Source organism: Bacillus sp. FSL R5-0712 (assembly GCF_038593285.1).
In the GTDB taxonomy this organism is placed as follows: Bacteria; Bacillota; Bacilli; order Bacillales; family Bacillaceae; genus Bacillus; species Bacillus safensis.
The window spans coordinates 3,249,529-3,264,448 of sequence record NZ_CP151981.1; the positions used below are offsets into that span (position 1 = coordinate 3,249,529).

The following is a 14,920-nucleotide window of genomic DNA, read 5'->3' on the forward strand; positions in this document are numbered from 1 at the left end:
TGTTTTTTTATTTCCTAAGAAATTTTGTTTCGTCATCATTTTTTGTATGAATTTTCCATATTGGTGAAATGGCTTTTCCTTGAAAACGATCTTTTGCTACAGTGTACCAATAATAATCTTCATTTGGCTTTAAGCCCTTCCACTCAAAGCTTGCTTTTTTGCCGCTTTTTACGCCGCGCGCTTCTCCTAGAAGAACATTCGTATACACATTGAGTTCAAAATAATTGGTTTTGACAGATTTCATTTTCGGTTTCAAATCTACATCGATTGAAAATTCATCCTGATCTCCATACGTTTTAGGATCATAAAAATGCTCTTGATTCAAGTAAGGAGAGTATGTCGTAAAATGAAGTTGATTTTTTTCTTGATCGGCTGTTATGACCCTCATAAACCCTTGACCACCTTCAGGTCCTGACTGATAATCGGCGAGTATTTGATATACTTTCCTGTCGACTTTTCCATCATGGTCATCATCAAGCTCATCTACTTTCCTGCTTGCTCCATGGTAATGGCCGCTAAATACGGCCACAATATTAGGATGGCGTTTCACCACTTGATGGAAGATGAGGTCGCCAATCGGGCTTCGGTTGCCGCTCACTAACAAATACTCATGGAAATTTAAAATGACGATACGATCTGGATGCTCAGAAATTACACGGTTTAACCAATCAATTTCATCTTGCTTAATCCCCCAGCCCATGTACACCATCATATAATCATTGCCACCGGCAGAGATGAGATCATAATGACCTTTATTGTTACGATAGGATTCACCATAGTAAGGCTTATCAGCAAAGCGTTTTTTCCCGAAATATTTCCCGTATTCCGCATATAAACCGTCCTTGTGTCTAACATCATGATTTCCTGCTAAAACCCCATAAGGAATGTGATTCTGATCCAATACACGCATAAATGTATCAGCACGGTGCCATTGCTTATCCTTTGAATCATCTACAATATCGCCTGTATGGAACACATATTGAATGTTTAATTTTTCTCTTTGATCTCTGATCCATTCAACCATTTGTTTAAAGATATGAGGATAGCTCTTTGCATAATATTGAGTGTCAGACATCCATACCATCTTATATGGCTTTTGCGATTTGCTGATTTCATCCTGTACTAGCAAATCAAACGTTTGATTCTTCATGTACTGTCTCACTGACAGCAGCCCTTTCAGGTAAAATTCCTTTTGATCCTTGGCAAAGTGATGAGTGATTTTATCCCACTTTTCCTGCTGGTGATTCCACGCGTACATTGTCACCTTTCTCCCTGACAATGAACTCCCTTTCCATACAGCTTCGACGACATCCTTTTCACGTACACCATGATGAACCTTAATTTGAAAACGATGATAAGGAAAACGCTGTAAATCCTTCGTTTCAACAGACTTCCCATCAACAAATGCAATGCGGTTCCTTTCTTGATCAGAAAAAATCATTTCTCCTTTTTGGAGATAACTCTTAGGCGGTTCTGTCTCTGCTGCATACTTAAAAATCTTCATTGAAGGATGCAGCGATGTATATTGATAGGCACGATAAAAAGAGTAATCTAACTTATCATTCGTTGGATCCTTGGTTAGCACAGTTTGTTTTGATGATTTCATTTTTGTCTTATCTGCCACCCGCTCTGGTGTTTCAGGATGCTCATGTACCGTCTTGAACTCTTTTTTTAACGTCGACATGTTGCCAGCTGCGTCTTTTGCTTTGATCGTAAACGTGTGCTTCCCAGGCTTTAATTCACTAGAGGACGTCTGATATGGCAAAGAAACTGGTTTGCCATCTACATATGCCTTCAACTCCTCTATGTCACTCCAGCGATCCGTTACTTTTGCTTTTAATGTAAAGGCGCCTTTATATTGATCCTTTGCTTGTACGTTCGTCTTTATTCTCGGCCCAGTGTTATCAACTTTCACACGTACTGAAGCGTGCTCGTCTGAGGTTTTGGCCTCAATCAGGTGCGGCCCTTCTTTCAGCCTTTTTGTGTCCCACTTTATATAGGTTGAGACATACGCCTCTTTTGGAATTTCAAATTGAAACGTTCTCACCTTTTTTGCGTTCCCGCTGTCTCCCATTCTCCATTCTTTTAGCGGCTTTGCATTGATTGGCGGAATTTGTGTTCCATTTGATAAGATCATCCTGACGTTTTTCAATTCAAAATCATCATGATTCTCTCCAGGCAGCCGGTCCACCGGAGAAGACTTTGTGCCAGCGTGAAAAGAGATCGTTTGGAGACCTGCCTTTTTTATCTCTTCTTCGGGTATTGGCATTGTATAGGTACGGTACACTTTTGTCGAATCATCAAAAATAGAAAGTAAACGCCTACCTATAGATACACCATTTTTAAAATATAAATTTGTTCCTTTGACATCAAATGCGATATATGGATCTGCTTCAAGGGCAGAGGATACTTGCTGATTCCGTTTTCCATCTATCCGCAATTCGATGCTTTTTTTCTGATCAGACGTTGCCTTTAATGAAAATAAACCTGATACCGTATCTCCCTCTTCTACATTGAATCGTAGACCGTGGGCTTTGCTGACCTGCTCCACATCAATCGTTTTTTTCAACGTCTTGGCTTCATTTTCGCCGTCTGACGCTTCAAGCTGATATTCCAATTGTTCTTTCCCAATCAACTCAGGTGAATAAATAATATGATGAAATAACCGGTCATTATGGTCTTTTTGCAGCAGGATTTCCTTGAACGGATCTTTTCGATTCGTTCGATAGCGCAGCTTGACGGTTTTTACAGCCTGATCATCTTGGACATCTGCCTTAATCTCTACACTTTCAGTTGGTTTCACCGGCTTCCTTACCGTCATATCTTCAATCACAGGTTTATGGATATCTTGAGAAATTTCCTTTTTCTCAGATGGAATTTGTGCTTTTAGTACTTTACCTGGAGTGGGTTCTTCCTCAATTTTCGAAATCAGCTTCGTCTGCGTCGTACCATCCATTGGATACTTAAACAGCAAGGATTTATGCTCGCTAAACCATGATGGCTTCAAACGAAAAGCGGCAGAAGAAATTTCTTCACCTATATTTGTTGTGATCGAAACAAGACGAGATTTAGAGTTGGACAGCCCTTTGCTCTCGATAATAGATAGATGCTCGCCCTCTTTTAATTGGCTTTTGTACATGGCATTAAAGTCCGCTGTCGTTAAATGCTCCTGCCCTTTTTTTCTCAGCCAGAATACATAAGGTTTTCCAGGTGAAATGGTGACTGGATTTGTGTGAAAGGAATATACATCATCCATTTCAATGCCCTGTGCAGGATTGCGGTAGCGGAGCTGATAATGTTTAAGAGAGATAGGCGCATGTGTCGTGTTATACACTTCGATAAACTCAAAAGCATCTTTGCCTTTTCGGTTTTTTGAATTGACGACAATTTCTGTGATGAATAAATCCGGAATATGTGAAAGATCTTCTTCAAATCCATTTAAATGAACCGATTTCTCTGCCGTTTTGATTACTGATTTTTGCGTAAGGAACTCTGTATAGTAACGAACGGTTGGATTCCATAATTGATCTGGCGGAATTTTCGCTGTGAATTCTGGCTTCATCCCTGGCAGCCGTTCCATTGGAATCAAGCGGTACCCCAGTTCATCACTTTGTTTATAATACAAGTTCGCAGACAAAATCTGTTCTTGGTCACTAATGGACGCACGAAACTGTAGATCATGGCTTTTTCCTAGAACCGGGCGGACGTCCACATGAAATTGGTCAAAGATAAAAGGCGAAAAAGGCTTGTCCGGTACATTCACTTCTGTTTGAAGAAAAGGGCCTGCTGAAGCAGGCTGACTGAAACAAAAAAGAATGATAAAAAAACATAAAAGCATGATTTGTCTGCTCACGTTCACCATCTTGCACCGCCTCCCTTCGGATATTGTGTCTCCTGAAGGTCGTTTTTATGTCAGATGGAACGGAGAAACGATGCAAATTTGCACAAAAAAACCGTTAGCTTTTTTTCGCTAACGGCTCTACAATTCCTTTTTGTATCAACAGATGGAAAATGGATAAAATGACAGCCATCCAAATGGCCGTTCCGAATCCATCAATGTTAAAGCTATCTCCCATAAAGCTCGATGTCATCATGAGTGTAATCGCATTGATGACAAATAAGAACAATCCTAGTGAAAGAACGGTCACTGGAAGCGTTAAAATGATCAAAAACGGCTTCACTAAAATATTGAGCAAGGACAAAATGATACTTGCCACAATGGCTGCGCCAAAACCTTCAATATACACGCTCCCGAGCCCAGGCAGAATGCCCGAATCAAAATATCCAGCAATGACGATTAAAAGTAATGCATTTACTAAAATACTGACGATCCATCTAAGCATTTATTTAGTGCCTTCTTCCGGAACAACAAAATACCAGATGAAGTAGATCAGGAAGATCGGCATAAATGCTGTCAAAAATCCGATGATGACGGTTAAAATGCGAAGCAGGGATGCATCCACACTTAAATATTCCGCAAGTCCACCAACAACACCCGCTATTTTTTTATCCGTTGCTGAACGATAAAGCTTCTTCATGTAGAATCACTCCTTGTCTGATTGGTGCTTTACTTGTATTGAGCCTGTTTTTGTTTCTGCAAAAATGGATATACTGTGCACCGCTTGTTGATTTGCTTTGATCATTTTCTCTTTTTGTAATGTTTCATTTTTTTCTTTAATCATCTCTGCATCAAGTAAATCGTGAGAGATAGACCCAAGATTGCTTTTCAGCTCAGCGGTCACTGCACATGCACGCGGAATCTGAACGTCCACACTGCCTGTTGTCGTTTTCGCATAGATGGAACGGCACTTTTCATCTGACAGCTGAACAGCAATATTTCCATTAAAGCTTTGAGCATCAATTGATTCACTTTTCCCGCGCAGGTCTATGAGCCCATTGATGGTTTCTACTTCAATCATACCACACTCGTGATCTGCCAGTTTGATTTGTCCGTTTGCTGTTTCTATTCCGACTTTTTCTGCTTGTAACGAAGCAAACGAGACAACACCATTTGTCGTTTTCGCGGCAAGTTCTTTTGTCTTTAGCTTTTCCCCGCGAATCGGTCCATTAAACAGCTTGACCTTGATCTTATCGTATTGGATACGCGGTACGTATAATGTAACATTGACTTTCATCGTCTTCTTTTCGGTTCGAATAAAAAATTTATCTCCTTCAAGCCCGCAGTCCAATTGATTGAGAAATTGCTGTCTTGCCTGCTCTCCATCCTCTGCACGGTAAATTTTTGCATGACACTCTGCTCGAATATCTCGATCGTCCCAAGGCATCACGTTGAGGCTGCCGTTCGCCAATTGAATATCTAAATGGGAAAGCGATGCGTCCTTGAACTGAAAAATGTGCTCAACATCAACGGACTGTCCAAAGTTCAAATCAAGATCCACGTCTTTTACCTTTTTCACCGCAGAGTCTAACCAGCCAAACAGCTTTGCCCCAAGATTTTCGGTGCCGTTTCCTTTGCTCTCTGCTCCAGCTTTTTCTTCATGAAAGGTGTGATCAGCCGTAGACTTTTCTAATGAGACTGACTGACCTTCTTCTAGTTTTTCCAGCAGCGTAATTGCTTCTTTTGCTGATAATACTCCGTCTTCTACTAATTTTAAAATTCGTTCTTTTTCATTCATACAAAGCCCTCCTAAGATTTGATGGATTGAAGTACTTTAATACCTTGAATGATATTCCAAATGACAGAGATCAAAAAGCCAATGACTACTAAAAAAGACAAGATGAACACCATCATGACTAGAATGAGCGAGTCACCTGCCTGTGTCGTCAATAAAAATGGGATAGACCCAAAAATCAACAGAATGCACGCTGCGACCGGCAAAAGATGTGACCATAATGCCCGCAATGCGTGCCGCTTCGTTTCCTTTTGATCTACTACAAAAAACGCCACGATCGGTACGATAAACGGCATAAATAATACACTAAAATAACAAATAGAAGCAATAATCGACTGATCTCTATTCATATATATTCGCTCCTTCATAACGAAAATTCCTTTCTAACTCATACGTTTATTGCGTATAAAAAGTTTCAAAATCATTCGATTTACATATGACCTTAGACACAAATTATTTCTTTTTGCACCTAAGAGTAGATTCTTCACAGATTACCCTTTAAAATATGTTGAAAAGATGGTGATTATCAATATAGGGGGTAATTATTTTGACAGATCATCATAATACAAAACAAACGGCTCAAACGCTTTTAGACCTTATACAAAAACAGAAAAGCATGAACAGCGATATGATCAAGGAGCTTGAGACCATTCATCCGTCTCATCCAAAGTATGGTGATATCCGTTATTTAAAGGTACTGCTCGACAGCAGCAGCACCCATATTTTAAAGGATTTAACGCACCTCAGTAATTTAATGCCGAAGGAAGATGTGCAATAAAAGAAAAACCCCTCTTATTGAGGGGTTTCAGACTGTTGACAAAGGGCTAAAATGATCTTGATTTTAGCCCTTTGTCTTCTTTTCAGCGTGATAGAAAACCTTTGCAGCCCTAGGAAGGACGAGTACCGGAGCGGAGCGAATTGAAACATTCGTGAGCACCGGAGCGCAGAACTGACAAAGAATGCGAGGGTTTGTCTACACGCTGACCCCCTCTTATCGAGGGGTTTTCTTTATGAAGAAGTCACACTTTCCGTTTCTTTAACCAACTGTTTCATGCGTTTACGGTCACGCTCTAAAATAGGCTTCAAGTATTTTCCTGTGTAAGATGCTTCTTCTTTTGCAATGTGCTCAGGAGTGCCAGAGGCAATGATCGTTCCGCCGCCTGCACCACCTTCTGGTCCGAGATCAACGAGATAATCAGCAGCCTTGATAATATCAAGGTTGTGCTCAATGACCAACACCGTATCTCCGTTTTCAACCAAACGCTGAAGCACTTTTAATAAACGGGCAATATCATCCACATGCAGTCCTGTTGTCGGCTCGTCCAAAATATAAAGGGACCTTCCGTTTGAACGGCGGTGAAGCTCAGATGCCAATTTCACGCGCTGCGCCTCTCCTCCGGACAATGTCGTTGCAGGCTGTCCAAGTGTAATGTATCCTAGCCCCACATCATAAATCGTTTGAAGCTTCCGCTTTATTTTCGGGATATTCTCGAAAAATTGGAGTGCGTCCTCCACAGTCATTTCAAGCACGTCAGCAATGTTTTTCCCTTTATATGTGACCTCGAGTGTTTCGCGGTTATAACGTTTCCCGTGACACACTTCACAAGGCACATACACATCTGGCAAAAAGTGCATTTCAATTTTAATGATGCCATCCCCGCGGCACGCCTCACAGCGGCCGCCTTTGACGTTAAAGCTGAATCTGCCTTTTTTATAGCCTCGTACCTTTGCTTCGTTTGTTTGTGCAAACACATCCCGCACATCATCAAAGACACCTGTATACGTGGCAGGGTTGGATCTTGGTGTACGGCCAATTGGAGATTGATCAATATCAATGACCTTATCCAAATGATCCATTCCTTTGATTTCTTTGTGCTGCCCTGGCTTCGCCTTCGCTCTGTGCAATTTTTGTGAAAGTGATTTTAATAGAATTTCATTCACAAGCGTACTTTTTCCTGAGCCGGATACTCCGGTCACAGCTGTAAAGACGCCCAGAGGGAACTTCGCATTCACGTTTTTCAGGTTGTTTTCTTTTGCACCTTTTATCTCAATATAGCGGCCGTCAGGCTTTCTTCTCTCAATTGGCAGCGGAATAAATTTCTCACCTGATAAATATTGGCCTGTTAAGGATTTCGGATCCTTCATGACTTCTTCTGGCGTTCCAGCTGAAATCACTTCTCCTCCATGAACTCCTGCTCCAGGTCCAATATCTATTAAATAATCAGCGGCTAGCATGGTATCTTCATCATGCTCCACGACAATCAGTGTGTTCCCGATGTCACGCATATTTTTCAACGTCCCAATCAACCGGTCATTATCGCGCTGATGCAGACCAATGGATGGTTCATCTAATATATAAAGAACACCTGTCAGCCTTGAGCCGATTTGAGTTGCCAGGCGAATCCGCTGCGCCTCTCCGCCTGATAGTGTGCCAGCGGACCGGCTCAAATTCAGATAATCTAAGCCCACATTATTTAAGAAGGACAAACGCTCTTTTATTTCACGTAAAATGAGCTGGGCAATCTGCAAATCTTTCTCAGACAACTCGATTTTTTCATAGAAATCAAGGGCATCAGAGACAGACATATCGGTGATTTCTCCGATATGCTTGCCATTGATGAGAACCGCCAGCGTTTCTTTTCTCAGACGATACCCTTTACATGTTGGACATGGCTGATTGGCCATATATTTTTCCATTTGCTCACGAATATAATCTGAGCTTGTTTCCTTATAACGCCGTTCAATATTACGAAGAACGCCTTCAAACTCAATTTCATTTTCACGTACCTGACCAAAATCATTTTCATATTTAAAATAAATCCGTTCAGATCCGCTTCCATATAAAATTTTATCGAATAAATGCGATGGGATATCTTTCACTGGAATGTCCATGTCGATGCCATAATGTGTACAAACAGCCTCAAGAAGCTGCGGATAGTATTGCGAGCTTTGCGGCTCCCATGGTGCAATGGCATGCTGCCGTAAAGTCAGATCCTTATTAGGAATGACAAGCTCAGGGTCGACTTCCAGTTTTGAACCGAGCCCATCACAGCTCGGGCAGGCACCAAAAGGACTATTAAATGAAAACATTCTCGGCTCAAGTTCACCAATAGAGAACCCGCAATGCGGACAAGCATGATGTTCGCTGAATAACAGCTCTTCTTGTCCAATCACATCAATCATCACTCGGCCTTCGCCCAGCCGCAGCGCCGTTTCAAGGGAGTCAGACAGCCGAGCAGCAACGCCTTCCTTCACGACAATTCGATCAATGACTACTTCAATGGAATGCTTCTTGTTCTTTTCAAGCTCGATATCTTCTGAAAGATCCTCCATCTCTCCATCGACTCTCACTCGTACATAGCCCTGCTTCCGAATTTGATCAAGCACTTTCACATGTGTTCCTTTGCGGCCGGATACAACTGGCGCAAGCACTTGTAATTTCGTTCTTTCAGGATACTCTAAAATACGATCTGTCATCTGCTCAATCGTTTGTGACGTAATTTCAATTCCATGTATAGGACAAATAGGTTTTCCGACTCGAGCATACAAGAGACGCAAGTAATCATAAATTTCAGTGACAGTACCAACTGTTGATCTAGGGTTTCGGCTCGTCGTTTTCTGGTCAATACTAATCGCCGGAGAAAGACCTTCAATGGCATCTACATCCGGTTTATCCATCTGCCCAAGAAATTGGCGTGCATACGCTGAAAGAGATTCAACGTACCTGCGCTGACCTTCTGCATAAATCGTATCAAAGGCAAGCGACGACTTTCCTGAACCAGATAACCCCGTAATGACCACTAGCTGGTCACGCGGGATATTCACATCAATATTTTTAAGGTTGTGGGCTCTAGCACCTTTCACCTCTATTCGTTCCATAGCCATCAGGCAATCATCCTTCCGCTTTTAGCTCTAGCAATAGATCTCTTAATTCTGCTGCTTTTTCAAAATCAAGCGCTTTTGCTGCATCTTTCATTTCCATCTCGACTTTTTCGATCACTTTTTCTCGTTCTTTTTTGCTCATTTTTGAAAGTTTTGGTGCTGCTTTTGTTTCGTATTCTTCTGAATCCTCATGTATCTTTGTTGCCTTAATGACATCTCGAATTTTCTTATGGATCGTTTGCGGTGTAATCCCGAATTTCTCGTTATATGCTTCTTGCTGTTCTCGTCTTCGCTTCGTTTCTTGAATCGCAATGTCCATCGATTTCGTCATATTGTCTGCATACATAATGACCCGGCCTTCTGCATTTCTCGCTGCACGGCCAATCGTCTGGATGAGGGATCTTTCAGAGCGTAAAAAGCCTTCTTTATCCGCATCTAAAATGGCCACAAGCGACACTTCTGGAATATCCAGTCCTTCACGAAGAAGGTTGATTCCAACAAGCACATCATATTTACCGAGACGCAGATCACGGATAATCTCAATCCGCTCAAGGGTCTTAATCTCGGAATGCAGGTAATTCACCTTGATTCCGATTTCTTTTAAGTAATCTGTGAGATCCTCAGACATTTTCTTCGTCAGTGTGGTCACGAGCACACGCTCATTTTTCTCAACTCGTGCATGAATTTCTCCAATTAAGTCATCAATTTGTCCTTCAATCGGACGGACTTCAATGATTGGATCAAGTAATCCTGTTGGACGGATAATTTGTTCCACAACCTCTGGTGTTTTCTCAAGCTCATACGGACCAGGCGTTGCTGATACATGCACAATATGATTGATATGCTTTTCAAACTCATCAAAGGTGAGCGGTCTGTTATCAAGTGCTGATGGCAGGCGGAATCCGTGATCAACCAACACTTGCTTTCTAGCTTGGTCCCCGTTGTACATGGCGCGGATTTGCGGAATCGTCACATGCGACTCATCGACAACAATCATAAAATCATCTGGGAAATAATCAAGCAGTGTGTAAGGTGTTGAACCAGGCGGACGCAAGGTCAGATGTCTTGAATAGTTCTCAATTCCTGAACAAAAGCCCATCTCTCTCATCATCTCAAGGTCATATCTTGTCCGCTGCTCAAGGCGCTGCGCTTCAAGCAATTTTCCATTTTCGCGAAGCTTTTCAAGCTGTTCTTCTAGCTCTTGTTCAATATTGATAATGGCTTTTTCCATTTTTTCTTCTCTTGTGACGAAGTGAGATGCTGGGAAAATCGCCACATGATCTCGATCACCAAGTATTTCTCCAGTCAGCGCATCCACTTCACGAATACGTTCAATTTCATCACCGAAAAACTCCACTCTGATACAATGCTCATCTCGTGAAGCGGGAAAAATCTCAACAACGTCTCCTCTGACTCGGAAGGTTCCGCGCTGAAAATCTATATCATTACGAGAATACTGAATATCCACCAGCTTACGAAGAAGCTGATTGCGTTCAATCTCCATTTCAGTACGCAAAGACAGCACAAGCTCTCTGTATTCCTCTGGCGAACCTAAGCCATAAATACAGGACACACTGGCAATGATGATGACATCCCTTCTCTCAAATAACGAGGACGTAGCCGAGTGTCTCAGCTTATCAATCTCATCATTGATGCTGGCATCCTTCTCAATAAATGTATCGGTCTGAGGCACATATGCCTCTGGCTGATAATAATCATAGTAACTCACAAAATATTCAACAGCGTTATTCGGAAAAAATTCCTTGAATTCGCTGTATAACTGACCGGCAAGTGTCTTATTATGCGCAATGACAAGTGTCGGTTTGTTCACTTCTTTGATCAGGTTGGAGACAGTAAAGGTCTTTCCCGTACCTGTAGCACCTAACAGCGTTTGATGCTGTTTCCCCTGATGGATCCCCTCAACAAGCTTTTCAATCGCCTTTGGCTGATCTCCTTGGGGCTGATAGTTAGAAACTAATTCAAAGCGGTCACTCACATCAAAGCCTCCGTTTCGTTACGAAATCTATCTAATGAATATATTATCATAAAAGAACACAAAAATACGAACTAAAGTTCGGCTCTTACTTGATTTTTATTTCCAATACAGTCATACCCTCTCTCCCATGGCAAATAACCCTCTTAAGAAAACCTTCCTTTCAGTATGGAACATTTTGGAGTGAGATATTCGATGAGCAGAAAAAGAAAGCTGTGCTTACTAGAAATCGTAAGCACAGCTCTTGTTTAAAACATGTCAATTTTCAGCATTGAGATAACATCATTGATGTTTTTCAGCTTTTTCTCTCTTTTCGATTTCTTTCTTAGCCATAAACAAAGCCCCAGCTACTAAAGAAATAATATCTAATCCCACAATAAAGTAGGTTTCTGTATAGCCTTTCATGTACGAAGCAAATAAAAGCGCTGCTGTTAACGCAATGCCCACATAATGATTATAAGTAACCTTTGAAAATAAAATAACGAGCAAGAAAGGAAAAACTAGTGCAAATATGGCTTTTGTAATCACAAAAACCCTCCCTCTTCATGGTCTACTTCCTTGATTATAGTAAAGATTGGCATATTGAACAATTCACAGTTTTCAATTTCGCCTTTTTTCTCCATGTTCGGAGACTTTTGTTTTAGAAATAGAAGGAAATTAGTGAGATTGTCCCCTTTGTAAAGATAGGTCTTTCCGTCTTTGACAATAACATCCAATCAATCCTATGATTAAAATGATAGTGCGCACTATCATTTTAAAAAATAGAGAGACATACAAACTATTGGCTATTTGGATAAGGGGGCATTCCCATGTATTCAGTTTTATTTCATGCGGCTGAAGAATCCGCATCACTCGCAGGGGCAAAAGGCCTGAATTTAATCAAATTAAACAATCACGGCCTGCCAGTCCCAGATGGATTTATTATCAAAACCAACAGCTTTGCAAGCTTTCTTTCATATCACAATCTGCAGCCAGCAGAACAAAACCTTTCTCAAAAAATCAAAGAAGCATCGTTTCCTTTACAAATGGAAGCAGAGCTGCTTTCGTCCTTTCAATCCTTGCGGAAGACTTACCCCTCAGTTGCAGTCAGGTCCTCTTCTGTTGCTGAAGATCTCGAAGGCGCCTCATTTGCAGGACAGTACGAGACTTATTTAAATATCAAAACAAATGAAGAGTTTTTACAGGCAGTCAAAGAATGCTGGTCTTCTTATTTTGCAGCGAGAGTCACAGAATATAAGGAAGAGATGAATGAAAATGAGGAAGAGATGCCGCTCATGGCCGTTGTCGTTCAAGGATTGATCCATTCTGACGTCTCCGGTGTCATCTTTAGTGAGAATCCCGTATCGGGGAAAACAAATGAAATGATGCTGACCGCAAGCTACGGATTGGGAGAAGCAATTGTCTCCGGCCTTGTGACACCAGACACGTTTATTGTAGATAAAGAGAACTTTTCGATTGAAAAAACACTTGGGGCGAAAGAGCTACAAATTGTTCCTTTGCAAGAGGGTGTCATCGAGGAGCCAGTATCGGAGGAAATGGCTGGTCAGTTTTGCCTGAACGATGATCAATTGAAGGAAATCACACAAATCACGAAACAAGTAGAAGAACTTTACGGACATGGAGTCGATATCGAATTTGGAATTGCAGATGGGTCGTTTTATCTACTTCAAGCAAGGCCGATTACTACAGCTCTTCCAAAAGCAGTAAATGAAACAGCAGGTGCTTCTTTTCAAATGAAGCCAGAAGAGCTGCAGGATTTCTGGATTTCAATGGATGATCATATGCCTGGTCCAACGAGCCCTCTTTTCTCAAGCCTGATCATACCAGCCTTAAAAAGCGGGATGAAGAAAAATGGAGAAAAGTATCAAGTACCTGATATGAACATCAAAGATATTAAGCTTTACAGAGGCCACCTATACTCAGCACCGGATCTGCCAGAAGCGCAAGAAGGAGCTGCACCCGTTTTTGATGAAAGCATATTTGAGTTATTTCCGCATTTAAGTGAACGGATGTATGAGATTCTAGAGAAAAATTTCTTTCCATTTTACGAAAAACTCGATCGCCAAATGAATGAACCTATGACCATTGAAAAAGCCATCATTGGCTTTGAAGAATTAAAGGATTTTTATATTCAAGCATATGATGATCATTTTGATATCGTCATACCACAAGTCATTCTATCAGCCATCATTGAAGACATGCTTGTAACGTATACTGGTGATCAAACCCAAGTCGTCTTGCTGCACGAAATGATGATAGGCGTGATGAACAAATCTCTTGAAACAGACAAGGTGCTATCTGATATCGCAAAGGATGTCCTTCAAGATCCAGAACTTCATCAAGCATTTATTCAACATGAAAAGAACTCGGAGCTGTTACATGCACTCAATCACTCGGAAAAAGGAAGGCATTTCATTTCGAAATTGGAGGATTTTCTCCAAGTTTACGGCTGGCGATCTGTTAAAAGTCATGACCTTACAGATGAGACTTGGGCAGAAAACCCGGAGTTTATATTAGATATCATCAGAAATAACATCCATTGCCATTGTGATTTTGATGAAGAATTTGCAAAAGCAGTGATCAAAAGACAAGAGACATATAAACATTTTATGAGTCAAGTGAAGGATGAATCGTTTAAAACAAAATTTGAGACACTGTATCAATTTGCCCTTCGAGCAGCGAATATCCGAGATGACCACCACTTCTATATTGATGCCATGTTAGATGCAAAGGCCCGGGTATATCTATTAAAAATAGGTGAACTTCTTGTACAAAAAGGAGCCATTCCTCATCAAGAAGATCTTTGGTATCTCTACGATGAAGAGGTACAAAAAGCGCTCACAACGTCTATCTCATTTGATTCGGTTATCCAGCAAAGAAAGATAGAAATGAAGGAAAATGAAGATATTCAACCACCGGCTTACATTGGTACACCAACTGAAGCGGAACTGCAGCAAGTAGAAAGAATGCTTGGTTCATTAAGAGAAAATGAAAACAACACACACGATGTGATCCATGGAATTGGCGCATCCAGCGGTATTGTTTCTGGAAGAGTAAAAGTCATTACATGTGCTGACGAATTCTCACAATTTCAAAAGGATGATATTTTAGTTTGTAAAACGACCACACCTTTATGGACGAGCTTATTTAGAGATGCGAAAGCAGTCATCACCGATGCTGGAGGCATTTTATCTCATTCAGCTATTATCGCAAGAGAGTATATGATGCCAGCTGTCTTAGGTACTAGAATAGCAACTGAAACACTTCAATCCGGTGACCTTGTGACAGTAGATGGCAGCAATGGACGCATTCAGATATTAAAACAGCATTCGCGTGCATAAACTTATCATTTTGGATGATATTGGCGGTCATAGGTTTTATCGGTATACTTACTTTGTTGCAAACACATTCA

Annotated in this window: 10 protein-coding genes; 2 read left to right on the forward strand and 8 right to left on the reverse strand. The window is 41.1% G+C overall.

Features of this window, described 5'->3' with window-relative positions; all coding sequences use genetic code 11:
• Positions 1-7: 7 nt before the first annotated feature.
• The 5 genes from NSU11_RS16860 to NSU11_RS16880 form a co-directional block, all read right to left on the reverse strand.
• On the reverse strand, positions 8-3,862 hold the full coding sequence (locus NSU11_RS16860) for a metallophosphoesterase (RefSeq protein WP_342493680.1): 3,855 nt from the start codon (positions 3,860-3,862) through the stop codon (positions 8-10).
• Between the two features lie 94 nt (positions 3,863-3,956).
• Positions 3,957-4,343, reverse strand: a complete 387-nt coding sequence (locus NSU11_RS16865) for a phage holin family protein (protein ID WP_024423577.1) — start codon at positions 4,341-4,343, stop codon at positions 3,957-3,959.
• Entirely contained in the window at positions 4,344-4,538 is a 195-nt protein-coding gene (locus NSU11_RS16870) for a PspC domain-containing protein (protein ID WP_024423578.1), read from the reverse strand.
• Between the two features lie 6 nt (positions 4,539-4,544).
• Positions 4,545-5,636 (reverse strand): DUF4097 domain-containing protein, encoded by a 1,092-nt coding sequence (locus tag NSU11_RS16875; protein ID WP_024423579.1) that lies wholly within the window; start codon positions 5,634-5,636, stop codon positions 4,545-4,547.
• A gap of 11 nt (positions 5,637-5,647) precedes the next feature.
• The gene (locus tag NSU11_RS16880) at positions 5,648-5,983 is read right to left on the reverse strand and encodes a hypothetical protein (RefSeq protein ID WP_342493681.1); all 336 of its coding nucleotides are present in this window, start codon (positions 5,981-5,983) and stop codon (positions 5,648-5,650) included.
• 197 nt (positions 5,984-6,180) lie between these two features.
• Here NSU11_RS16880 and NSU11_RS16885 point away from each other — a divergent pair, with 197 nt between their 5' ends.
• On the forward strand, positions 6,181-6,411 hold the full coding sequence (locus NSU11_RS16885; RefSeq protein ID WP_024423581.1) for a hypothetical protein: 231 nt from the start codon (positions 6,181-6,183) through the stop codon (positions 6,409-6,411).
• 230 nt (positions 6,412-6,641) lie between these two features.
• On the opposite strand, the gene uvrA is transcribed toward NSU11_RS16885, so the two are convergent.
• From uvrA to NSU11_RS16900, 3 genes are all read right to left on the reverse strand, one after another.
• A complete protein-coding gene (gene uvrA / locus NSU11_RS16890) occupies positions 6,642-9,518 on the reverse strand; it encodes an excinuclease ABC subunit UvrA (RefSeq protein ID WP_224426740.1) in 2,877 nt (958 codons plus the stop codon).
• Positions 9,519-9,525: 7 nt separating this feature from the next.
• Positions 9,526-11,511: an excinuclease ABC subunit UvrB gene (gene uvrB / locus NSU11_RS16895; RefSeq protein WP_024423583.1), complete on the reverse strand. Its 1,986-nt coding sequence runs from the start codon at positions 11,509-11,511 to the stop codon at positions 9,526-9,528.
• A 279-nt stretch (positions 11,512-11,790) separates the two neighbouring features.
• Positions 11,791-12,036 carry a CsbA family protein gene (locus tag NSU11_RS16900; RefSeq protein WP_025093987.1) on the reverse strand — a complete coding sequence of 82 codons (246 nt, stop codon included), beginning with the start codon at positions 12,034-12,036 and terminating at the stop codon, positions 11,791-11,793.
• 281 nt (positions 12,037-12,317) lie between these two features.
• On the opposite strand from NSU11_RS16900, the gene NSU11_RS16905 reads away from it, so the two are divergent.
• On the forward strand, positions 12,318-14,849 hold the full coding sequence (locus NSU11_RS16905; RefSeq protein ID WP_342493682.1) for a PEP/pyruvate-binding domain-containing protein: 2,532 nt from the start codon (positions 12,318-12,320) through the stop codon (positions 14,847-14,849).
• Positions 14,850-14,920 lie beyond the last annotated feature (71 nt).